Here is a 22,638-nt window from a genome sequence, read left to right on the forward strand (position 1 = left end):
GCTGAGGTCATCATGAAAGAAACGATTGAACGACTGGCGCGGCGCGAAGCCCGCCAACTGGGACGCTATAACTCTGGGTTATCTGATGATGCGGTGCGCCAGCGTTTTGTTGTGACGGATATTGCCCGCCTCACCAGCAATGAAAATCCACTGGGCATGAGTCCGTTGGCCGACGCGGCGCTGCGAACTGAGGTGACGCGTACGGCCTGTTATCCCGACCCGGCGAGTCTCCAATTGCGCGCGGTGATTGCCGCGCGCACTGGGATGACACCGGAGCTGGTGGTGATGGGAAACGGCTCGGAAAATCTGCTGGAAATGCTGTGTCTGGCTTTTCTCAATCCGGGCGATCGGGTTGTCACGCTGGTGCCCTCTTTTGGGTTGCATCACCTGTATCCCAAAATGTTAGGGGCAGAGGTGACGCTGGTGCCGGTGAATGCGTAGATGGAGTATGACCTGGATGCCTGGGCGCAGGCGCTGGCAAAACCGGCCAAAATGGTGGTGTTCAGTAACCCTTCCAACCCCGTGGGTTGCATGTTGGGGCGTGAGGGATTCGAACGCCTGATTGCCATGACGCCGCCGGACTGCGTGTTGGTGATCGACGAAGCTTATTATGAGTACTGCGCCGCTCACCCCGATTATCCCGATAGCCTCTCCGTATTACGTCAGCAGGCGCGACCGTGGATTGTGTTGCGCACCTTTTCCAAGGCATACGGTCTGGCTGGGTTGCGTGTGGGGTATGGTTTAGCGTGTCATGCCAAGATGGTGGAATTGCTCGATCGCGTACGTACACCGTTCAATATCAACCGTATGGCGCAGGCTGCGGCACAGGCGGCGCTGTTGGATGTGGCGCACGTGGCTCGCAGTGTCACCCATGTTTCGCAGCAACGGGCCTGGCTCAGAGATCAACTACACGCTTTGGGATGGTTTGTGGCTCCGTCGCAGGCCAATTTCCTGTTTGTGAATGTTGTGCAGGATAGCGCTGCGTTGGCTGAGCGTTTATTGCATTTTGGGGTGATTGTGAAGCCCTGGCTGGAAGCCGGATACACCCAATGGCTGCGGATCTCTGTGGGGTCTGAGGCTGCCAACCAACAGTGTATTGCGGCGTTGCGCCAGTGTGCGCAGTAGCCCCACTTCGGCCAATTGACTGAATACTTACGGAGAATACATGCAACAGGTCTATTTTCCCGCGCGCGTGGTGCGCGGCGCAGGCGTGATTAACCGGTTGGGCACCATCGCTTCAGCGTTGGGTAAGCGTGTTTTGGTTTTGGGGGGTAAGCATGCGCTGGAGGTGGCATCAGCCCTGATTGATGCACAACTGACAGGAGCCGGTGTGATCAAATGTGCCGACATCTGGTACGGCGGTGAGTGCAGCGAAACACAGATTTTACGTCTGGCACAAGACGTACGCACCCACGCTGCCGATGTGATTATCGCTGTGGGCGGTGGGAAGGCATTGGATACAGGCAAAGCCGTAGGATTGGAAACCTCCCGTCCGGTTATCACCCTGCCGACCATCGCGGCAACCTGTGCCGCGGTGACGCCGCTGACGATTCGCTATCATGACGATGGCCATTTTCGCGATCTGTATCATCTGCCAGTCGCTCCGGCTGCGGTGATTATTGATTCCGATATTTTGGCTAAAGCACCGCTGCGCTGGCTGGCGGCGGGGCTGGGCGATACGCTGGCAAAATGGTATGAACTGCGAGCTATTAGCGGTAATAAGGATGTCACCGGTTTTGGTGCGTCCTCCATGGCAAACAGCCAGCTCTGCTATCAACAAATTGCCCGGTTTGGTGCCGCCGCCTGTGAAGCAGTCCGGCAACGGCAGGCAACACCGGCGCTGGATCAGGTGCTTGATGCTATCTTCTTGTTTGCCGGGTTGACCTCGTTGATGAGCAATGGTGCCCATGCGGCGGCAGCCCATGCGCTCTACGAGGGCTTTACCGTATGCGATAAGATGCGCGCTTACGGGCATGGCCTGCTGGTGGGGTTTGGTAATCTCTGTTTACTGGCGCAGGAAGGGCGTAGCGATGAGGAATTGCTTGAAGCCATTGCGTTGGCGAAGGATTGTGCCATCCCGACATCACTGGCAGCGATTGCACCAACCCTGACTTCTGAGGAACAGGCGGCCATATTGAATGCGGCCGTGACGGCACCGGATATGGGCAATATGCCCAATGTCGTTACCCGCGAGACGCTAAGCGAGGCTATTCATCGAGTAGAACGTCTGGCTATCAGCGCCTGTTAACAGGCGCTATAAAGTGTGGCCTGGTATAAAAAACTCAATCAGTTAGCCCTAAGCGCCTCGAGCAATTAAGCAACTCTGTCACTTTATGTACATTGAGCTTTTTCATAATGTTCAGTCGATGGGTTTCGACCGTTTTAACGCTGATGCACAGTTGTTCGCCGATAAGGCGGTTGGTGTAGCTGTTGGCAATAAGTCTCAGTATTTGCCGTTCACGCGGTGTCAGCAACTCCGGACTGTCCCCTTCCGTGTTCAGGGCGGAGTTGATGGCATCTAGGTTGAGAGTCGGGTCGATATACCTTTTTCGGACGGCCATGGTCTGTATTGCAGCCAGTAATGTCTTTTGGCTACTGTTTTTTAATACGTACCCCATGGCGCCTGCTGACAGGGTGCGTATTGCCATAAACTCCTCGTTATGTGCGGTGTAAGCGAGGATCGCCATTTTAGGCCAGCGCGAACAGAGCTGTGGGATAAGATCCAGCCCATTGATACCCGGCAATCCCAGATCGAGGATCACAATATCTGGTTCGTGCAGGCGGCAGGCGTTATAGACCTCAAGGCCATTTTCAGTTTGCGCAATGATACGAAAGCGCGGATAGGGCACCAGCAAATTGATAATGCCGTTTATGATCAACTCATGATCGTCCACCAGCAAAATTTTATGATCGTTCATATTCCATTCCTCTCAACAAAACGTTGTCCTTTACGGTGAGCATTTCAAACGTAAAGCGACATCCAGCGTAAGACGCAGCTCTGCAATTTCCGCGTTGGATAATGGCAGTCCGCGTTTAACACGGTTCTCCATATCGATCACATCGCACAGCAATGGACCGAGACCAGCCTGCCCGATGCATCCTTTTAGCTTATGCAACAGCGTGATAGTTTTTTTCTGATCGCTTGAATTTTGTTCAATGTTTGACAGCAATTCGCGAAGCGCACGACGGATTTTTCGTCGCATCGTGGGGTGAGTGATGTCGATGATGGCCTTGTCTGTCAGGTTATCTTGCTCTTGCAGATCGATTTCTCGCTGAAGTTGATATTCGACAGCGATGCTGATGCCATCGGCCAAATGCGCCAGCGTGACGGGCTTGGTCAGGTAATGGTACATGCCGGCTTGCTTGCAACGGACAATTTCTTCCGATGCAGTGTTGGCCGACAAGGCCATAATGGCGCATTCAGGATCCTGATTACTGCTGTCCTTACGCCACTGTCGGGTGCAGGTCAGTCCATCCATCTCCGGCATACAGACATCCATCAACACCAGATCAAAACGTTGTTGTCGCCCACACGCCAGCGCTTCCCGGCCGTTACAGGCGGTAGTGACGTTTTGCCCGAGCAGCGTCAGCATGGCACCAATGATGTCTTGGTTTATAGTCGCATCATCAACGAGCAGGATATGTAATCGCCAGGGTTGAACCGGGATCACCGCCTTATCGGTGTCGGTGATGCCTGACGTTATCTGAGCGGCCAGCGTATAGAGTTTGCCCGGCAGAAAGCCAAGTTCATCGGCACACAGGGCATTGTCATGCGTTGCGGCATCGCATGTCAGTCCCCATTCGCTCAGTTGCCGGTGCAGTGCCAATGGCGCGGTGATATTGCCGCTTAATGGCGTGGGCGCGACGTGTTTACCGAGTGGCATCATAAAAGAGATGCAGGTGCCGAGCCCTACCGAACTGTTGAGATCCAGCCAGCCCCCCATCATTCGAGCCAGATTCGAGGCAATCGTCAGCCCAAGCCCAGTCCCCTGAATGTTTCCCTGGCTCTGAAAGAAAGGGGTGAATACCGCATCACGGTCGGCAGAGGCAATGCCTTTGCCGCTGTCACAGACGGCAAATATCAGCGTGTTGTCGTTGCGCGTGACGCTGAGCGTTATCCCTCCGTTATCCGTAAATTTCACCGCATTCCCCAACAGATTCACCAGAATTTGCCGCACGCGAGTCGCATCCATATCGATAAGCAAGGGCACATCACCGCTGACGATGGTGCGCAGCATCAATCCTTTGCTTTTTCCAGGCCCCTGAATGGTGTACATCGCGCGATCGATCAGCGGGAGCAGCGCTGTCTGCTCGACGTGCAGCGAAATTTGCCCTGACTCTATACGCGAGAAATCCAGCAGGTTGCTGATGATATCCAGCAATGAGAGAGTACAAAGCCGGGCCGTTTCCGCCAGATGACTTTGCTTGGCGCATAGCGGGGTGAGTTGGAGCAATTCCAGCGCACCCAGTGAGCCGCTGAGCGGCGTGCGCAGTTCATGGCTGATGGTGGTCAGATGGCTGCTTTTACGTTTGTTAGCCTGTTCCGCCTGCTGCTTGGCGATAATCAACTCGCGCGTGCGTTCAACCACGGTATTTTCCAGGTTGTCATGCTGCACGCGCAGATCGTTCAACAGCCGGTTGTAAGCCTGAGCAATGCTGCCGAGTTCATCGTGACGGTTTTCCGGCAAACGCAGCGACAGTGGTGCCCGTTTCGTTTTATTGATGATATCGACAAAGTCCTGCAACGGGCGGGCCAGATGACGGTGGAGCAGCCCCAACAACATCAGTGCAATGAGGACTAACGTCGCTAATGCGAAAGGCAGTTGGCTGATGACGATAGACAGCGCTAGGTGGATGATATCCCGCGTTGGATACAGGATAACTTGTTGCCAGCCGGGTCCTTTCAACTGGGTGCGCAGTACCAGATAGCCGGGAATTTCCTGCCAGCCATCATGCAGCGTGACATCGTTGAACCGCGCCTGTAGTGCTTTACTTTGCTTCTCGTCGAGCAGGGAAAAAGGCAGTATATGATTTTGCTTATCCAGCCAGAGGCTGATATCACTGCCGGAGAACAACTGGCCGTAAGAGAGCACATCGCTTAATTTGACCGAAAGCCCGGCGAGCATACTTTGTGAACTGGTGGCCGCAACGGAGATGCTCCAGCCTACGCCCTCTGTGTACTTGGGTTCGCCCCAGTGCATATTGTGGTTGGCGGGGCTGCCAAGCAATTCCGTTAACTCGGTGCGTCGACGTGAAAAATAGTCGACGGGGTGCTCGCGAGGGGGCAGTAGCGAGATGCCATAGCGGCTATCCAACACAAAACTGTCGAGATAATAGGTTTGCCCGGCAGTACCGTAAACCTGGATAAAGCTGCGATCCTTCTCTTGAACCGTTTTGGGGATACATGCGCTGGTATCAATGGGCAGGTAACAGCTTTCACTTTTGTCGACCACGGCCTTGTCTGCGGCTTCGCTGTGGTACAGGTGGTAGCGGTGTGCCAATATCTGCGCATCCCGTTCTGCACCTTCAAAACGGTGATTGGTTAACGTTGCCCGCAGAGTAGAAAAGTGCGTTATATTTTCAATTAAATAATGTTTTTCCTGGTTAAGCGAGGCGTAGGTTGCAGCAAAAACAGAAACCAGCCAGATAATAAATAAGCACAGTGATATAAATAATGTCGGTTTACTCACCAATGAGCGTTTTCTTTTCATTGTCATACCCGAGAATGGTGTCTAAATGAAATTGCCCCTGTGGGCGAATGAATTTACGTCTGTCGGTTTTCTCTAACACGGTAATTTTCACTAAAACTATAGGCTTTAGCGCCGCAATTGTTTTAATTTGTAAATATATATAACCTCTCCATAAGTAAAAATCAGGTATAAGGTTGATGTCTAAGATTCTCATTGCATTTGAGAATAAGATTATCCCATGGAGGTTCTAGATGCTTGATTTACTAAAAAGTATCCCTTTGATTGAGGGTATATCCAAGCCTAATAGTAAAGGAGAAATCGCGATGAAAATAGCGGCTCTCTCTGCGAAAGGCTATTCATGCAATCTCTACTGGATTCTGGCAATACATCTTGTTGACTCTTGTGATTTTTCATTGGAAACATTGTGTTATGTTTCATGTTTGTTGGGGGGGCATCATGACATTCACGATTTTTCCTGCTACATCTCCGATGAGAAAAGTTGGCTGTGTTGTGTCTATGATAAGAAAATCTCTGCTGAAGTGATGGCAAAAGAAATAGAGATCCATGTGGCGCTAACACGTTATTTTCGATACCTCATTTTGAGTAAACAACACCCATGCCAGGTAAAAGAATATGAAGCTATATAAAATCGCCCATTTGGTTTTGTTTTTTTTCTGTTCGGTTTCTTATGCTGAAAACTTACCGTGGGAGGGCAATGATTTTTCATTGCGGGCACAAAATATGTCGCTTTCCTCTTTGTTGAAGCATCTCGCGGAAAACTATTATACATCAACGAATATTGATTCGGCGATTGTACAAAATTTCAGCGGGGTTATATTGCCAGGACCACCGGTGGATATTCTATGTAAGCTGATGAGCCAATATAATCTGGTTTCTTATTACGATGGCAATACGTTGTTTATTTACCCCGCACAGCGTCTGTCACGCCGTCTTGTAACACTTAATGTGCTATCCGCCACGCGTTTTGCAGCAAATTTACGCAGACTGAATGTTCCTGAGGGTAGAAGTTGTGTCATTTATCCCGCGTTGAATGAGCATGCGCTGGAAATCAGCGGTGTACCTGCGTGCCTGGAACGCGTTACGCAACTGGCAACCACCCTTGATGCCGATATTAGCAAACGTCAGGATGATGCCGTGAGCGTTGTGGTATATCCCTTGAAATATGCCACGGCGCTGGATGATCAGTATCGATACCGCGATCAGACCGTTGTGGTACCCGGAATTGTCAGCGTGCTGCGTGACATGACCCGCGGCGGTGCGCCCACGCCAGCTAGCAATACGCCTGCGACTCAGGGACTACCGATGTTTTCTGCGGACCCGCGTCAGAATGCGGTCATCGTGCGCGATCGCAGCGCCAACATGGCGGGGTATCGCCAACTGATCACCCAGTTGGATCAACGTCCTGAAATGATCGAAATATCTGTGACCATCATTGATGTGGATGCCGGGGATATCAGCCAGTTAGGCATTGACTGGAGTGCGGCGACATCGATCGGTGGCGGAATGCTCAGCTTCAATAATAACGGGGGGAGCCTCGACAGCGGATTCTCCAGTGTGATCAAAGACACGCCGAACTTTATGGTGCGCCTTAGCGCGCTGGAAAAGAACTCACGTGCCTATGTGTTATCGCAACCTTCGGTGGTGACGCTCAACAATATTCAAGCCGTGTTGGACAAGAATGTCACGTTCTACACCAAGCTTGAGGGCGACAGAATGGTCAAACTGGAGTCCGTGACGACCGGATCGCTACTACGCGTTACGCCTCGACTGTTAGAGCAGAATGGCAAGCAAAATATCATGTTGAACCTGAACATTCAGGATGGGCAACAAAGTGAACCCATCAGTCAGGATGAGCCTTTGCCCGGTGTTCAAAATGCAGAAATTGCTTCGCAAGCCATGTTGCAGGCGGGGCAGAGCCTGTTATTGGGCGGGTTCAAACAGGATAAGCAGATACAGTCGGAAAAGAAAGTCCCTTTGTTAGGCAACATCCCTGTGCTTGGCCACCTCTTTAGCACCAAAACCAACCAAATGCATAGCGTTATTCGCTTGTTCCTGATCAAGGCATCCGTTGCCAATAGACAACAGTGAAAAGCGTATGGAAAACACGTGGAAGATTCGCCTGTTAGGCGGCGTATTGCATGGACGGGAAGTGTGGCTATCGGAAGGTCGTCTCTCCATTGGTGAACGGGAATGCGATCTGTGCATCCCTTTGCAGGTCGCAAGCCGCATTGAGCTGGCGGTCGTTGACGGGCAACTCTATGCCAATGCGGAAAAGGTGTCGGTGCGGGTAAATGGTCGCCGCCATGTACAGCATCACCCATTACCCTCCCAGGGCGTATTGGAGGCGGCCGGGTTAGCGATGGCATTTGGGCCGCAGCAAGCAGACCTTGCTGGTTATTGTCTGCCAGTTCGCCGGTTTTCAAGCGGCTGGTTGTTGGTGCCTGGCATGCTTATGCTGATCTTCGCTCTCATATTTTTCTCTATGGAATGGAGCCCGTCGCCATCGACGGAAGCACCAGTAGACGTGAGCGCGTTGTTGCAGCAAACCGGGTTGACGCAGCTCGTGGCGCAATGGCAGCAGGATGGTGTACTGCGTGTGTCTGGGGATTGCGAATCGAGCGATACGTTGACGCCCTTGTGGCTTGCGCTGCAATCCCACGACATTCGCTACCAGGATGACGTTATTTGCGCCGATCAACTGGTCCGAAACGTGAAAGATGTGCTGATTCAGGCGGGCTACACCCAGGCCCAGGTTGTCAGCCGAGGGAAGGGCAACGTTGCGATCGATGCGGATATTCGTATGGGAGAACAGTGGGCGGCGGTTCAACCGCTGTTGGCCAACATTCCGGGATTACGGCATTGGCAGATAGAAAACCCCTACGACGAAATCGGTAACGCGCTGATTAGCGCGCTGCTACAGCAAGGATTAGCGGGCAAGGTGAATCTGACGGATACGGGGCCGCGTTTCATTTTGAGCGGCGTGTTGAACGCGCAGGATAAGCAGACCTTGACGCAACTGATGCAGGATATGCGATCGCGCTATCCAACTGTGGCGCTGAGCTATCAGGATGTTCCCCTATCCAATGAGTTTTCCAGACAACTGCCAGCCCCTGTCACTGGCATTGTTCATAGCCGGCGTGGCGAGTATCTGGTGTTGGGTAATGGCGATACCTTATCCATCGGCAGTCGACTGGCTGAGGGCAGCGAGGTTGTGGCTATCAGCGATAGCGCGGTGACGTTCAGACAAGGGCGCACGCTGATCACGCTTCCATTCAATTTTTAAGGGGAAATACGATGACGACGCTGACGGCATTGGAAGATCGCATACAGAGTTCGGCTGACGATGCCCAAAAGGCATTGATGGTGCTGAGTGCGGCCCGTCATCGATTAACCTGTGCCATGGATAAACCCATTACGCCAGAGGAATATCAGCACTTTGCCTTATTGCTGGAAGCGGTAATACAGAGCGAAGATATCATCAAGATCATTTACTTTCGTTATCACAATAATCACAATATAGCGCTAGGGGCTGAGTTAAGTCAGTAGAGAATAATCATCTTCATACCAACGGCTGACATATTAGTGAACGATGAGAGGTGTATCATGTCAGGTAATATTGCGAATCAATTTAAAAAGTTCGAAGTAGAGTATGAACGTCTATTAAAGTGTTTTTCGGAATTTGAAAAAATAAAAGGAAAACTGACTTCTGCGGGGCGAGCCGTTTCGCAAAATGATGTGAAAGCGGAAAAGCCGCTGAGTATCCATCACATGAACATTATTGCGGAAAATGCCAAAAAAGATTTGAAAGCATTAAGTATCTCCTTGAAAAAAATCGAAACGCATATTAAGCACAGCGTTAATAAATAGTGAGCATATCTACACTGTTTTACATCCAGGAGGTTTATGATGCCAAGCATACCAGTTCATTCATTACCAAGCATTAATCCAAGTGTACTTGAAGATAAGGAAACACGTCTCGGAAATACACCCCAGGGAAAATCGCGTTATTATGGGCCATCCGATAATCTCTTCGCTTATGCCTATGAAATAATGCTGTTGTTGCAGGATGTACAGTCATCGCGCGCCTATGTCCAATTCAATGATATTCAAAATGCATCCAATCGAGCCAGAGATACTCAGGAAAAGGCAAACCAGATGGATGAGGTCGTTGCGCAAGCGTCAAAAGGTGATGGCAATACCAAAGAAGCGGTGCCAGCTGACGTTATTGAGTATATGAAGACGCACGGTATTCAGGTAGATGGCAAATTGATAGACGACTACATCAAACAGCACGCGGGGGCTGACGGTAAATTGGACAAAGGCAGCCTCCAAGCCATTAAAGCCGCATTGGATAACAGCGCGAATCGCGACAGCGATCTCTCCTCTCAAGCGCAACTGACGATTCAAAAAGCAATACAGATGCTTAACGCGGCCATTTCGCAGGCGACTAACCTGGTCAGCAAATGGGGCGAAATTCTGCAAATGATCACCCAAAAGACCTATTCATGACGCAAGACGAGAGTCTGGCCATGCTGCAATTTTTGCGTCGCGGTGGCGCTGTGCGCATGTTGCTGAAAAAAGACGTAAGCGGCGAATTGGATACCCTTTTTCGCTACGCCAGACAGTTATCCAGCGCGGGGGATCATCGCGCGGCGGCCAACCTGTTACGCATATTGACCGCTTACGATGATTGGTCTTTTGACTACTGGTATCAACTTGGGGCGACGTGCCATGCTGCACACGCCTGGTCAGATGCGCTTTATGCCTATGGTCGGGCAGCGAAAATTAACGTATCGGCCGCGCAGGTCCCTTGTGCTGCGGGGGAGTGTTTTCTGGCCTGTGGTGAGAAAGCATTGGCACGCAAAGCCTTTAAGGCTGCCTTGCTGATTTGCGGTGAAAACCGGTTATTACAGGCGATACGCCGCCAGGCGGAGCAAGGACTATCTCGAACAGGAGAGTCTGATGGATAGTGTACAAGCCAGGACGGGAGTGGATTGCCCGCTGCCCTATGATGATGGAGAGGAGATGCCTGTCTCTTCTCCAACCAAGCAAACAACGCACCCAATACGTTCTGTTGTTGGTCTGCATTATCGGCAACACCAGGCAGCAAAGAACGTGGAAACGGAAAGCCAGCAAGGGGGCGTAGCGCAGTCGGTGAACGCGCAGCAGGCTGAGGCCGCCTGGCAACGGCTGCTGGAAGCCGGATATACCGGTTCCGCCTCGGCCTCGCTGCAAGACATAGTGAAAATGGACCCACTGCTGTTATCGATGCTGGTGACGCAGCAAGTGATGCGTGCTTCCAGCAGCAATGCAATGGCACTCTGTGAACAGTTGAACCGAGCCACTGAGCTGCAAACTTTCCTACGCAATAAGCAGGTTGAAAAATATCAGGAGCAGATCAACAAGTCGATTGAACAGGCGGATCAGGTACGTAAATCTGCGCTGTGTAGTGCCGTATTTGATTGGATAAACAGTGCCATTGAGATAGGGATAGGCGTATTTAAACTGGTTGAAGCCGTCGCAACGGCAGATCCACTTGCCTTTGCCGCTGGGATTGCTTACTGCTCTGCAGGGGTTGCCGGAATCGTAAAAGGCGGCGCTGAGTTTGCTTTGGGACTGGGGGCGAATAAAGCGGACTGTGAAGCCGTTATTCACGCGGCAGGCTTGGTACAGAACACCTGTGAATATGTCGCGATGGGGCTGGATATTTTGCAGATCGGTCGTGGTATTTATGTGGCTCGCGGTTTGATCTCTGCGGCCGAAAAAGAAATGGGCAGCGGCGCGGGTAAAACATTGGTTGAGGCAGTGAGTCAACAGAGCGGTGAGGTGGGGCAGCAGATTAAACAGATTGCTGAAAATACGACTAAACGTTTTGTCAGTGAACTTGAAGCCACGCTTGAGGGGAACGTCAACCAGTATTTGGCACGCACGATGGGGCGTAGCGCCACCTTTCAGGAAATCGAGAAACTTGTAGCAGAAAAGCTGGAAAGCGCCCTTACAGATGTGGCGAAAGACGTTTTGGAAAAAGGCGTTGCCACCGCAGAAAAAGCGTTGCGTAGACGTTTTATGATCTCGCTAGGCAAAGGGCTAGCCTCCAGCATCATTAAAGATGTCACCGTTACCTGGTTAACCACGGTGCGCTTAGCGATAAGTGGTGGACAAAAAATAACATCGGGTATTGCTCAATGGAAAGCGGCAGATTTGCGTAAGGAAATTGAAGAATTAATCGTTATGCAACGTATTAACGACATCGAAGATAGTTGGACGCAGGAACGTAAAAAAAATCAGGAAAAACAGCTTGGCGATTATTTGCAGCAAAGTAGCACCGCCGTAAACAACGCGACATTAATAATGGAAGATTACGGTGCGGTATTGGCAAAAATTGCCTGTAGCCGTGCTTGAGGATATGTTATGAGCCAAAATATTCTTATGGATCAAAATACGCTGTCTATAGACCTATTCCCCGTCAACGTGACTCCAGACCACCTCTCTTCTGTCTTATCACAAAAGACGAACGCCGCAGTAGCAACCAAGGAAAAGGCCACTAGCGATGCAGAATTGAATGACTTTTTCGCGATGTTTGATCAACTGTGGGTAACACTATTAAACCTTGCCCGGCGTTTGCGTGACGTGATGCGCATGTATAACGAAAAGAAGCAGATATTAGGGTGGGGGCTTGAAATGAATGCGCTTTCAACCAGTTTAAACGCGATTGAGCATAGCTTTAGTGCGGCAAGGGATAACGCATTAGGCAACTGTTTAAGCGGCCTTATGCAGTGCACGGGCGCGCTGACCGGCGGAATAATGGGGGAAATCAGCGGCGCAGGTGCCCGAGAACTCGCCACGATGGGGGTCAACGGTTCGGGATCGATAGCCAATGGGCTCTGTTCCTTTTCCGCGGCATCGGAAAACCGTGAAGCAGAAATAGAGCGGGCATTGGCGGATTTTCAAAGTAAAAACGCGCAATCCTACATCCGAAATCTCGACGACATTGTGCAAAAGGCTATCGACGTCATACAACAGATGATGGAAATGGGCCGCAAAATGGTTGAGGTATTTAGTCAGACCCTTCATTCCCTTGCGAAGTAATGATGGAACGACTGGAAGCCCTTTTTTGCAGGCAGTTGCAAACGGTTGGGTTAGCGCCGCAGCCCCTGTTTTTGTCGGGGTGCGGATTGCGTCTCGGCCAGCACATCACGCTGCTTCCCTACCGCCTTGTTTTTCGTGTTCAGAATAATGCGTTGCTTATCTGTAATTTAACCCGGTTACCGGACTGCGCCTCACAACCCGCGTCATTACTGCGACTATGGCGGCTGTTGCAAGAGGCGTTACTTTCGGTTTCTGCGTTGAGGCATATCCGCATGTTAGTCATAACCGATGTATTGCCCCGACGTTTAGCGCTCCAGCGCCAAAAACTGGTACGGCGGCTGTGTCAACAAGGCGCGGTAACGTGCCTGCTCGACGGTGAGCGTTGGTTAGAAATAGACATAGAGCGGATATTTCGTGGAAAAGCCCGCAGTTAGGTTAAACACCGGATAGGCGGGCTGACCGGTTAAAACGATAGTGGATGTCAGCAAACATATTGCCCGGTAACAGGCTGTCTCACGCAATAAGGCCGCAGACTATGGAGATCAACGATGGATGTTCAACAGCTCATTGATACGCTGTCCCGCATGTCAAACCAGGCCGGGCAAGCCGTCAAAGACAAAATGAATGGCGCAGATTTAACGAATCCAGACGCCATGCTCAAGGTGCAGTTTGCCGTGCAGCAGTATTCCACTTTTATCAATTACGAAAGCGCGATGATCAGTACCATCAAAAATCTGCTGAGCGGGATTATCTCGAAGATATGAGTGTGCTGACGTCTGCTGAACGGCAACTGCTGCTTGAAACTGCTTTTGCGGGGGTGAATCACGGCTTGTTGCGTCAGGTGCGAGCGATTGTGCCGGTGGTGCCGAGCTTGGTCAGCGATAGTGACGCTTGTGCGGTGTGTATGGCCGTCCTGCTGATGGGGCTGGATGCGCCTGAAGAGGCCAAGCGTGCCTTGGAACACGTGAATACGCCGGACGCTAACGTGGTCAAGCAGTGCTTTTCATTATGAGTTTTTCACCGTGATTATGGGGGACACCATGGACACACCCATGACTATTTTTCAGAAGATATCGCCAGATGGCCGTTATGACAGCGTCGATGCGATGGATGCATCGGACAGTCAGGCGGCGCAGACCTTTAAGAACATGTTGTATGCCGGAACGGCATCCGGTGCGGCAGAAACCTTATCACCGGAGCAGATGTTGCAGCGGCAGGCGAAGATCTTGACGTTGAGCGTCGGTGTCGATCTTGGCGCAAAGATCGCCGGTTCTGCGGCACAAACGGTCAACAAACTGGCCAATATGACATGAACGCCTTCCGCTGTCTGGGCATGGCAATACTGGCTTTCATGCTGGCGGGGTGTCGTGTTGAGCTCTACAACGGTTTGTCTCAGAGTGATGCCAACCAGATGTTGGCGATTCTGATGAACAACAACATTGATGCGGATAAGCAGCCTTCGCCGGACGGCGGGGTAACGCTGCGCGTCGAGAAGTCTCGGTTTATTGATGCCGTTGAAGTGCTGCGCATGGATGGCTTTCCTCGCAAACGCTACACCACGGTAGAAACCATGTTTCCGCCTAACCAACTGGTGGTTTCTCCACGGGAAGAGCAGCAGAAGATTCTGTATCTCACCGAACAGCACATTGAAGAGATGCTCAGCCAAATGGATGGGGTTGTGCATGCTTCTGTCGCGATAGCATCCCATCCCCCCAGTGATGATGTTGGCACCCGTTCCGGTGATAGCACCTCGGTAGCGGTGTACCTTAAATTTTCCCCACGAGTGAACCTGGAAGCGTTTCGCGTACAAATCAAGAGTCTGATTGAAAAAGCGATACCCGGTGTCCAGTACGATCAAATCAGCATTTTGATGCAGCCTGCCGGCTATCGAGCTCGAGTGGCTCCGCCGCCGAAATCCGTTGAACAGAGAGCGCTCCTGAAATGGCTATCCCGTTATCGACAATATGTGGTGTTAACGCTGATTTTACTGGCATCGGCCCTGTTGATACTGACAGTGTGGCGCGTGTTTCAGCGAACGAGTCCAGTAGACCGGATGCGTTGACCTTGCTGTTGCACCGCGCGGTCTGGCAGCCCGCCCGTTATGCGCACCCTGACTGGCTTGCATCGTTAGGGTTTCATCGGTACGAACGGTGGCGTTATGGCGAATCCCCGGTTTTAGACAACGTGCTGAACCGCGCATTACGGGCACAGCGTGGCCCGATTTGTCTGCCGGGGCGGCTTGATGAACGTCAGCGCCGTTTGGCCGTGCTGGGACCGAATATCTCGAAATATGCGCTGGCGCTTGGTCTGCTGACGCTGGCGTGCAGTGATTACTTTCTGCTGCCTGATTATCGTCACGTGCTTCGCCATTGGCTGGATAACGATCTGATCTGGCACCTGTTTGGCATGTGTGACAACAAACACCCCGCCTTTTATTCACCGGAACAGGTGATCGATACGGCGAATCGCATCGGTATCGCCATGCTTTATCGTGCTGCAACGCGTGAACCCGTGCTTAAGGCGCTTTTGATACAGTTGCCGCCGCTGAAGCAAGCGTTGTATCCCGTGATACCTTGGGCCACCATGAATTTACTGGAACGTATGCTATGCCGCTGTGCCGACTCCCGTTGATTGAGCTTGATGGGCAACTTCCCGATTTCCCCGTGATTCCCGCTGAAAGGCTAAACACTCAGTTGGCTTATACCCACACCCTGCTTGATGCACATCAAGAGGCCGCTGTTATTGTGAAAGTGGCGAGCCGTAAGGCAGAGCAAATGATACGTCAGGCGCGTAAAGCGCAGCGCCAGATACAGAGCGAGGCTTATGCCGAGTTCTCTCGCCGTCAGCAGGAGATTCTCACCCGCTGCGAGGAGCGGTGGTTGGAGCGCCACGTGGTGTCACTGTGTGAGGCTGCGTCGGTGGAACAGTGCGTGGTGCAGGCGGTCACGTCGCGTATCCGCCTTGCTATGGGGAACGTATTGAGCGCTTGGTTTTCCCAACAGCCCGTTGATGACCTGCTGTGTGCGCGTTTGTCGCAGCAGGTGGAGCAACTGGCTGCTATGGGGGGGGCCACCTTGCAGATTCATCCCGAGAGAGAGGCCAGAATGCGCGATGCCTTCGGGGAGCGGCTAGCCATCGTCTGTGATCCTCAGTTGGCTATGGATGAAGCCGTTCTGACATCATCACAGCTTAGCGTCTCTTTTTCGCTCAGTCGGCATTTTCAGCAGGTGCTGGCGTGGATAGATACCGAGGATGATCTCGGTATCCAGGAACAGGAGGCCAGGCTTGATGATGAAGATACCTGAGGATCACAATCCCGTCAGTCCGGTGCTATCACCGCACTATGAATCGCACCGGGTGCTGCCGGTGCGCAATGTCGAATTCAGCATGCCGCCGATGGACATGGCGTTACTGGAACTGAAGGAAGCGGCAGGCGAATCGCTGGATTCAACGCTGGAAGAGATGAGTCTGGTACTTTCTGGCCGAATGCGCGATGAAAAGCGGCTGGCATCGTCAGAAAGGCAGGTACGCAGACAGCAAGAGTTAATTGCACTGATACAACGCCTACGTGACCAGGACGGTGGCTTTTCGACGTTTCTCGCCGCGTCGTCTGAGGAGAATAGTGAGGCGCTGGAAGGGCTACGGCGTATTTTTACGATCGCTCAACACCTGGCATCAACGGCGTTGGATGAAAAACGGAAAAAGGCGCTGAATGCGCAGTTGGCCCAGCTTCTCGAAGAAAATGCGTATGAAACCACACTCTTTGGCCTGATGGAGCTCGGTACTGTCAGCAAGGCGGTACTGGCACCCATTGGCCGCTTATTCCAGCGCGCGATGGATGAACAGGACATATCGTTATCGGAATGGTTTAAACGCATCGTTGACTGGTCCGATCGTCAGCGTCGGCTCCGCGTTGTGTTACACATGGCAGCGTTTGAACTCTCGCTCTCTATCGGTGGTGCTCAGCAGACCAGGTTGGCGACCGTACTGGTCCGCCTGCGTCGCCTGTTGCTATTTTTGGGGCTGGAGCAGGAGTGTAAAGAGCAGGAAAAACGTTATTCTCTGCCTTCCGATTCACTTTTGACCTTGTTGATTGATATTACACAGGAAAGTTGGCTGTTTGAGGATTGGCTTATCACGCGAATCTCTTCGTTGACCCCCAGCGCGACGGTATTCAAGCACATCATACGCTATCTGGATGTGCAATTCAGAGTTATGCCGGATGCGTGTTTTAGCGATGAAGATCAGCGTGAAAGTATTCTTACCGTGCTGCAAAAAATGAAGGGTAATCAGGTGTTGTCTTGATTTCTCCTCCTTGTCTTCTCTGGGATTCTGTTACCGGACATGAGAGGAAGGACATCATGACATTAGATCTGTTCATCGAAAGAAACATCCAGCGCTTTATACAGTTGGCTGAGCTGGCGGAGCAACCCCCCTCTGCCGAAATGCAATGGGTCGATCGGGGATTTCAAACCTTCCTCACCTTCCGTCAGGGACGCATGCATATCAGCCAATGTCTGCTGGACCCTTGGCGGGACAATGCGTTACTGCTTGTTGCATTGCAACACGCCCATCCCGCCTGGTTTGCAGGCATTCCTCAACGTGTCTTTACGTTACGTCAAGGCATGGTGATCAGTTGTGCCCCGATGGCAGACAGCGTGGCTGAACAGTGGCTATGGCTGCACCATCGCCAGCGAACCTTTCTGGAAAAATTATGCAAACCAACGTGATGAGAAAAGATAACGTTCAGCGCTGGTTGCAAATGTGCGCCGGTAGGCAAGATATTATTCTCGCCGTGGTGATGCTCATGGCGATTGTCATGATCACCCTGCCGTTGCCTACGTTTGTGGTGGATATTTTGATCGCCATTAATCTGGCCTTTTCCATCATCCTGCTATTGTTTGCCATTTACATCAACGATCCGCTGGATCTGTCGGTGTTCCCCTCACTGTTACTGATCACCACGCTTTATCGGTTGTCGCTGACCATTAGCACCTCGCGTCTGGTGCTGTTGCAGCACAATGCCGGCGATATCATCGATGCGTTTGGCCGTTTTATGGTGGGGGGAAACCTGACGGTGGGACTGGTGATTTTCGCCATCATCACCATCGTGCAGTTTATCGTTATCACTAAGGGGACGGAGCGTGTAGCTGAGGTGAGCGCTCGGTTTTCTCTTGATGGCATGCCGGGCAAGCAGATGAGTATTGATGGCGATCTGCGTGCTGGGGTGATCGATGCCGATCAGGCGCGGCAACTGCGTCTGCATGTGCAGCACGAAAGCCGTTTTCTTGGCGCGATGGACGGAGCCATGAAGTTTGTGAAAGGGGATGCTATCGCCGGTATTATTGTTGTGCTGGTGAATATCCTGGGCGGCATTACCATTGCCGTGGTGCAATACGGCATGTCGCTTGGGGATGCGGTGCAAACCTACAGCGTGCTCTCTATCGGTGACGGCCTGTGCGGCCAGATCCCCTCGCTGCTGATTTCGCTCAGTGCCGGTATTATCGTCACTCGCGTGCCGGGTGAGAAACGGCAAAATCTGGGGCGTGAGCTGAGCACGCAATTGGGGAAACAGCCTCAGGCGCTGATCCTCGCAGCGGTGGTGATGTTGTTGTTTGCCGTCATTCCCGGCTTCCCGTTTATCTACTTCTTTATCATGGCGGTACTTACCGCATTACCTTGTGCACTGCTTTGGTATCGCGCACGACATCCGCAGTCTGTATCCGCGCCGCAGGGCAGCGTTGATGACGATCAGATGGTGCCGGGCGCGCAGCCTCTGACTTTGCGACTTGCACCGCGCCTGCATTCAGAGTCTCTTTCGTTGGAGATCGATGCTCTGCGCAAAACCCTGTTTGAAACCCTTGGTGTACCTCTGCCGGATGTCTCCATTATCGTTGATGCCTCTATGACAGATAACAGCATGGCGGTGCTTGTCTATCAGGAGTCGGTGTTCTCTTTGACGCTCCCTGTGGCGGCCTCCTGCATGGTTTTCACCACTGCGGAGGCGGCAGATGTCACGACAGAGACGCAGGTGTTGCCGCAGGGAATGGGGCGGATCGCTTGGCTGTCTGCCGCTGAGGGGCAACGTGCACAACAGGCGGGGCAAACGGTGTTTACCGGTGACCAGTGCCTTATTGGGCTGTTGCATAAGGTGTTGGTCAACCACATGGCGGAGTTTATCGGGGTGCAAGAAGCGCGCTACCTTATGGATGCCATGGAGAAACGCTATGCCGAGTTGGTGAAAGAACTTCAGCGACAGATGCCCATCAACAAAATTGCCGAGGTACTCCAACGATTGGTTTCAGAACGGGTCTCTATCCGCGATTTGCGTCTGATTTTTGGCACGCTAATTGAGTGGGCTCCGCGGGAAAAAGATGTCCAGATGCTGACGGAGTATGTTCGCATCGCTTTGCGACGCCATATTTTGCATCGTCTTATGGTAGAAGGGACGCCGCTACGCGTGCTGCGCATCGGGGAGGAGATGGAGAATGTGATTCGCGAATCCATTCGTCAGACCGCAATGGGCACCTACACCGCATTAAGCAGCGAACAACGTGCGCAGATATTGCAGTTGATTGCTGAGGCACAAGCGGTACACGGCGAGTTTGTAATTGTTAGCTCAGTGGATACACGTCGTTTCTTGCGTAAGGTCATAGAGCAACAACACGCCGACATTGCGGTGTTGTCGTGGCAGGAAATCGGGGAGCACTGCCTTATCCAGGTGGTGCAGAGTATTGACCTGAACCCCGAGTACGCATCCGATGATGAAGATTGATTTTTCCTCTTTGGTGGAGGCGGTGGGCCGCCGGCTGACATTGTCCGGCGAACCGCCTGATGGTATCGACATGACGGGACGGGTGCTGCATATCAGCGCCTCTTTGTTGAAAGTGCGGTTGCCCGGCGTGTTTATGGGCGAGCTTTGCCAAATTTTACCCGGCGGTACCTTGGCTGAGGTGGTTGCGGTGGACGGCGAAGATGCGCTGTTATCTCCCTTTGCCAGCACTGTAGGTCTGTTTTGCGGGCAAAAGGTGCGGCCGCTAAAACGATGCCAGCAGGTTCCAGTCGGCGACGCGTTGCTGGGCCGCGTGGTTGATGGCCTTGGGCAGATGCTGGATGGCAATGAGGCGTGGCACGGGCCGTGGCGCAATTTTGACGCACCGCCTCCGGCGGCACTGGCCCGTGGGATGATCGATCGCCCGGTGTTAACCGGGGTGCGGGCGATAGACAGTTTACTCACCTGCGGTGAAGGGCAGCGTATCGGGATTTTCGCGGCCGCGGGCGTGGGGAAAAGCACATTGCTTTCCATGCTGTGCCACGGCGCGGACTGCGAGGTGATTGTTCTGGCCCTCATCGGAGAGCGTGGCCGCGAAGTGCGGGAATTTTTAGAGCATTCGCTAAATGCTCAGACGCGACGTCGCTGCGTCGTTGTTGTCGCCACGTCAGACAGACCGCCGCTCGAGCGCATGCGCGCGCTGTATGTGGCGACCACCATTGCAGAGTCGTTTCGCGATCGGGGCCAGCGCGTACTGTTAATGGCTGATTCACTGACGCGCTACGCCCGCGCCGCGCGGGAAATCGCCATAGAGGCAGGCGAGCGTGCGGTTGCGGGTAGCTATCCCCCCAGCGTGTTTGCCGCGCTGCCGCGCTTGCTGGAGCGGGCCGGTAAAGGACGCTGTGGCAGCATTACTGCGTTCTACACCGTGCTGGTGGAGGGGGACGATATGAATGAGCCGTTGGCCGATGAGGTGCGCTCGCTGCTCGATGGACACATCGTGCTGTCGCGACAGTTGGCCGAGGCGGCGCATTTCCCGGCGATTGATGTGCTCGCCAGCGTAAGCCGCATCATGCCTAACGTTACCAGTCAGATGCACATGACGCTTGCCAATGAGGTACGCCGTTTGCTCAGCGTTTATCGCGATGTAGAGCTACTGGTACGAGTGGGGGAGTATCAACAAGGTGAGGATCCGATCGCCGATCTGGCGGTAGAAAAGTACGCGGCGATCAATGCATTTTTACAACAGCAGGAGAATGAACCATGTCATCGCGATCTGTTATTGCAACGGCTAAGTGCGCTGGTAACACCGTGATGCTGCGGGCGTTATTGGCCATCAAGCAACGTCGGGAAATCGCCTTGCGCCGACAGTTGGTACTGCAACGCTCTCAGCTCCAGCAACTGGAACAGGACATGTGCACCTGCGCGACCCATCGCACATTGCTGGCCGAAAAACGAAACGCCTGGCTGGCCTGGTCTGGTACGCGAATCAGCGATGAACTACTGGCGCATAAACAGACACTGATGACATTGCGCGATGAGGATCAGCAATTGATGGCTAACTTGATGGCGCTGTCTGATGATCAGCGCGCCGTATTGGCGCAGCAAGACGCGGTAAGGCAAGCGCTGAATGTTGTCATGAAAAAGAAGGAAAAACTGCACAGTGTGCTCAACGATGCAGGCTGTAGACGATGAGCCGCTATTCATGAGCGGGACACGCGTTGAAGGGAGTCTGTGGCACACGTTGCCGGAGCCGGAAGCGACCGACGCTGAAACCGCGATAGACGCTCGGAAGTTTATGCAACTGATAGCTCAAAAGGCAACGCATTGCACCTCTTCTCCGCTTTCTCCTTATGCGTATCGCCGACAGCGTTATCGCATGGTGAATTGCAATGGTGAAGTGATTCTGTGTGAGGTCAGCGAGCGGGACGGTGAACTTCACCTCTGTATCCAGGTGTCTCAGCGCGAGCTGTTCGACACCTTGAGCCTTATTTCATCCTGGCTCTGCGCGCGTTTGCGCGAGGCAGGACATGCCGTTGTTCTGGAGGTTGAATATGTTAAGGACGACCCAGGATGCGTGGAACCTGGCGCAGCATCTTCCTCCTGAGGGCGTAACCGCAGGCGAATTGCATATCGGTTTACAAACGTGGACGCGCGCTCAATCCGGGGTAGTTATAACACTTTCCTTCGATGACGGCACATCGGTGAGCCACGTTTGGCTGGAGGACACCGGGTGGCGGGCACTGTGCGAGCAGATGCTTGGCACGTCAGAGGTGGCAACGGTAAATGCGTTATTGCTTGAGGAGATCGCAGCGTGGGCGCTATCGCCATTGCTGGCACATTGCCAGGCCAGCATAGTGCGGGAGAATGCGGCACCGTGCCCTTGTAGCGCTCTGTCCGAGCAATGGGGCGTTGTTTTTACCTGGCAGGTGGAACAGGTTGTTTTTCAGGCCGTGCTGTTTGGCAATAATGACGCTGGGTTTAAGCATCTGCATGCGTTGATCGTGCCCGATTGTGTCCCCACTGGTCCATTACCACCGCTGCGGTGTGCGCTGTATGCCGGAGAGTGTGAGCTCCCGCTGTCTGTTTTACGGGGGCTGACGCGGGGGGAAGGGATCGCAATACACCCATATGGTGATTTACGTGCGGGGCATTTCGCCTTGTCGCCATTGCTGAAGCAGGCGGCGTATGTCCAGATAAACGGAGATAACACGATGCACTGTCGAGCGTTAGGCGCTGAGCTTGAAAATAGCGCTAGTGAAATACCGGATGAACCCGCTAGCGCCGAGTCCATGTCAGTGGATCTTGCAGCGCTGCCGCAAAAATTGTTGGTTGAGGTCGGGCAGGTCACGCTGACACTGGAATCGCTGCGAACGCTACAAGTAGGCGATACGGTGGCGGTGAACGCCGAGTTCTCTCCAGAAGTAACATTGAAGTTGAATGGCCGTGCCATTGGCAAAGGTGCTCTGATTGGCTGCGGCGACCGCTTTTTGGTGCAAATCCGGCAATGGTATCTCACTGCACAAGATTGAGCGGCGGTGGGTGCAAGATGGGGTGAATGCCCGG

Annotated in this window: 26 protein-coding genes and 1 pseudogene; 25 read left to right on the forward strand and 2 right to left on the reverse strand. The window is 52.8% G+C overall.

Annotation, left to right across the window (positions count from 1 at the left end):
- The first annotated feature begins 12 nt into the window (after window positions 1-12).
- Window positions 13-1,125: pseudogene (gene hisC, locus ACWWJF_RS05405) on the forward strand (histidinol-phosphate transaminase).
- A gap of 40 nt (window positions 1,126-1,165) precedes the next feature.
- Entirely contained in the window at window positions 1,166-2,248 is a 1,083-nt protein-coding gene (locus tag ACWWJF_RS05410) for an iron-containing alcohol dehydrogenase family protein (protein ID WP_455868873.1), read from the forward strand.
- Between the two features lie 34 nt (window positions 2,249-2,282).
- Here the strand turns inward: ACWWJF_RS05410 and ACWWJF_RS05415 are convergent, their stop codons facing one another.
- Window positions 2,283-2,918 carry a two component system response regulator gene (locus tag ACWWJF_RS05415; protein WP_455868874.1) on the reverse strand — a complete coding sequence of 212 codons (636 nt, stop codon included), beginning with the start codon at window positions 2,916-2,918 and terminating at the stop codon, window positions 2,283-2,285.
- 30 nt (window positions 2,919-2,948) lie between these two features.
- Window positions 2,949-5,711: a two component system sensor kinase gene (locus tag ACWWJF_RS05420; protein ID WP_455868875.1), complete on the reverse strand. Its 2,763-nt coding sequence runs from the start codon at window positions 5,709-5,711 to the stop codon at window positions 2,949-2,951.
- 230 nt (window positions 5,712-5,941) lie between these two features.
- On the opposite strand from ACWWJF_RS05420, the gene ACWWJF_RS05425 reads away from it, so the two are divergent.
- From ACWWJF_RS05425 to ACWWJF_RS05535, 23 genes are all read left to right on the forward strand, one after another.
- On the forward strand, window positions 5,942-6,337 hold the full coding sequence (locus tag ACWWJF_RS05425) for a pathogenicity island protein (protein WP_455868876.1): 396 nt from the start codon (window positions 5,942-5,944) through the stop codon (window positions 6,335-6,337).
- Window positions 6,324-7,799, forward strand: a complete 1,476-nt coding sequence (locus ACWWJF_RS05430) for an EscC/YscC/HrcC family type III secretion system outer membrane ring protein (RefSeq protein WP_455868877.1) — start codon at window positions 6,324-6,326, stop codon at window positions 7,797-7,799. Before ACWWJF_RS05425 ends, ACWWJF_RS05430 begins: the two co-directional genes overlap by 14 nt.
- 7 nt (window positions 7,800-7,806) lie before the next feature.
- Window positions 7,807-8,994, forward strand: a complete 1,188-nt coding sequence (gene sctD / locus ACWWJF_RS05435; RefSeq protein ID WP_455868878.1) for a type III secretion system inner membrane ring subunit SctD — start codon at window positions 7,807-7,809, stop codon at window positions 8,992-8,994.
- Window positions 8,995-9,023: 29 nt separating this feature from the next.
- On the forward strand, window positions 9,024-9,257 hold the full coding sequence (locus ACWWJF_RS05440) for an EscE/YscE/SsaE family type III secretion system needle protein co-chaperone (RefSeq protein WP_455868879.1): 234 nt from the start codon (window positions 9,024-9,026) through the stop codon (window positions 9,255-9,257).
- A gap of 57 nt (window positions 9,258-9,314) precedes the next feature.
- Window positions 9,315-9,578, forward strand: coding sequence for a hypothetical protein (locus tag ACWWJF_RS05445; protein ID WP_455868880.1), 264 nt, complete (start codon window positions 9,315-9,317; stop codon window positions 9,576-9,578).
- Window positions 9,579-9,614: 36 nt separating this feature from the next.
- On the forward strand, window positions 9,615-10,220 hold the full coding sequence (gene sseB / locus ACWWJF_RS05450) for a type III secretion system translocon protein SseB (RefSeq protein WP_455868881.1): 606 nt from the start codon (window positions 9,615-9,617) through the stop codon (window positions 10,218-10,220).
- Complete coding sequence (gene sscA / locus ACWWJF_RS05455; RefSeq protein WP_455868882.1) at window positions 10,217-10,681, forward strand: CesD/SycD/LcrH family type III secretion system chaperone SscA; 465 nt, start codon at window positions 10,217-10,219, stop codon at window positions 10,679-10,681. The genes sseB and sscA overlap by 4 nt, the downstream gene beginning before the upstream one ends.
- A complete protein-coding gene (gene sctE / locus ACWWJF_RS05460) occupies window positions 10,674-12,113 on the forward strand; it encodes a type III secretion system translocon subunit SctE (RefSeq protein WP_455868883.1) in 1,440 nt (479 codons plus the stop codon). The genes sscA and sctE overlap by 8 nt, the downstream gene beginning before the upstream one ends.
- Window positions 12,114-12,122: 9 nt before the next feature.
- Window positions 12,123-12,800, forward strand: coding sequence for a type III secretion system translocon protein SseD (gene sseD / locus ACWWJF_RS05465; RefSeq protein WP_455868884.1), 678 nt, complete (start codon window positions 12,123-12,125; stop codon window positions 12,798-12,800).
- A gap of 2 nt (window positions 12,801-12,802) precedes the next feature.
- The gene (sseE, locus tag ACWWJF_RS05470; RefSeq protein ID WP_455868885.1) at window positions 12,803-13,234 is read left to right on the forward strand and encodes a type III secretion system effector protein SseE; all 432 of its coding nucleotides are present in this window, start codon (window positions 12,803-12,805) and stop codon (window positions 13,232-13,234) included.
- Between the two features lie 114 nt (window positions 13,235-13,348).
- Complete coding sequence (gene sctF / locus ACWWJF_RS05475) at window positions 13,349-13,564, forward strand: type III secretion system needle filament subunit SctF (RefSeq protein WP_455868886.1); 216 nt, start codon at window positions 13,349-13,351, stop codon at window positions 13,562-13,564.
- On the forward strand, window positions 13,561-13,812 hold the full coding sequence (locus ACWWJF_RS05480) for an EscG/YscG/SsaH family type III secretion system needle protein co-chaperone (RefSeq protein ID WP_430360421.1): 252 nt from the start codon (window positions 13,561-13,563) through the stop codon (window positions 13,810-13,812). Before sctF ends, ACWWJF_RS05480 begins: the two co-directional genes overlap by 4 nt.
- A 40-nt stretch (window positions 13,813-13,852) precedes the next feature.
- Window positions 13,853-14,113, forward strand: coding sequence for a type III secretion system inner rod subunit SctI (gene sctI, locus ACWWJF_RS05485; protein ID WP_455868887.1), 261 nt, complete (start codon window positions 13,853-13,855; stop codon window positions 14,111-14,113).
- On the forward strand, window positions 14,110-14,862 hold the full coding sequence (gene ssaJ, locus ACWWJF_RS05490; protein ID WP_455868888.1) for an EscJ/YscJ/HrcJ family type III secretion inner membrane ring protein SsaJ: 753 nt from the start codon (window positions 14,110-14,112) through the stop codon (window positions 14,860-14,862). The genes sctI and ssaJ overlap by 4 nt, the downstream gene beginning before the upstream one ends.
- Window positions 14,859-15,431: a type III secretion system domain-containing protein gene (locus tag ACWWJF_RS05495; RefSeq protein ID WP_455868889.1), complete on the forward strand. Its 573-nt coding sequence runs from the start codon at window positions 14,859-14,861 to the stop codon at window positions 15,429-15,431. Before ssaJ ends, ACWWJF_RS05495 begins: the two co-directional genes overlap by 4 nt.
- Complete coding sequence (locus tag ACWWJF_RS05500; protein ID WP_455868890.1) at window positions 15,428-16,105, forward strand: type III secretion system stator protein SctL; 678 nt, start codon at window positions 15,428-15,430, stop codon at window positions 16,103-16,105. The genes ACWWJF_RS05495 and ACWWJF_RS05500 overlap by 4 nt, the downstream gene beginning before the upstream one ends.
- Window positions 16,089-17,105, forward strand: a complete 1,017-nt coding sequence (locus ACWWJF_RS05505; RefSeq protein WP_455868891.1) for a SepL/TyeA/HrpJ family type III secretion system gatekeeper — start codon at window positions 16,089-16,091, stop codon at window positions 17,103-17,105. The genes ACWWJF_RS05500 and ACWWJF_RS05505 overlap by 17 nt, the downstream gene beginning before the upstream one ends.
- A 56-nt stretch (window positions 17,106-17,161) precedes the next feature.
- Window positions 17,162-17,530 (forward strand): type III secretion system protein SsaM, encoded by a 369-nt coding sequence (locus tag ACWWJF_RS05510; protein WP_455868892.1) that lies wholly within the window; start codon window positions 17,162-17,164, stop codon window positions 17,528-17,530.
- On the forward strand, window positions 17,530-19,575 hold the full coding sequence (locus tag ACWWJF_RS05515) for an EscV/YscV/HrcV family type III secretion system export apparatus protein (RefSeq protein ID WP_455870945.1): 2,046 nt from the start codon (window positions 17,530-17,532) through the stop codon (window positions 19,573-19,575). The genes ACWWJF_RS05510 and ACWWJF_RS05515 overlap by 1 nt, the downstream gene beginning before the upstream one ends.
- A 10-nt stretch (window positions 19,576-19,585) precedes the next feature.
- Window positions 19,586-20,887, forward strand: coding sequence for a FliI/YscN family ATPase (locus ACWWJF_RS05520; RefSeq protein ID WP_455870946.1), 1,302 nt, complete (start codon window positions 19,586-19,588; stop codon window positions 20,885-20,887).
- The gene (locus tag ACWWJF_RS05525; protein ID WP_455868893.1) at window positions 20,887-21,267 is read left to right on the forward strand and encodes a hypothetical protein; all 381 of its coding nucleotides are present in this window, start codon (window positions 20,887-20,889) and stop codon (window positions 21,265-21,267) included. Before ACWWJF_RS05520 ends, ACWWJF_RS05525 begins: the two co-directional genes overlap by 1 nt.
- A 10-nt stretch (window positions 21,268-21,277) precedes the next feature.
- The gene (locus ACWWJF_RS05530; RefSeq protein ID WP_455868894.1) at window positions 21,278-21,679 is read left to right on the forward strand and encodes a hypothetical protein; all 402 of its coding nucleotides are present in this window, start codon (window positions 21,278-21,280) and stop codon (window positions 21,677-21,679) included.
- Window positions 21,627-22,604: a YscQ/HrcQ family type III secretion apparatus protein gene (locus ACWWJF_RS05535; RefSeq protein ID WP_455870947.1), complete on the forward strand. Its 978-nt coding sequence runs from the start codon at window positions 21,627-21,629 to the stop codon at window positions 22,602-22,604. The genes ACWWJF_RS05530 and ACWWJF_RS05535 overlap by 53 nt, the downstream gene beginning before the upstream one ends.
- Window positions 22,605-22,638: the final 34 nt, after the last annotated feature.

The organism is Symbiopectobacterium sp. Eva_TO, from assembly GCF_053848865.1.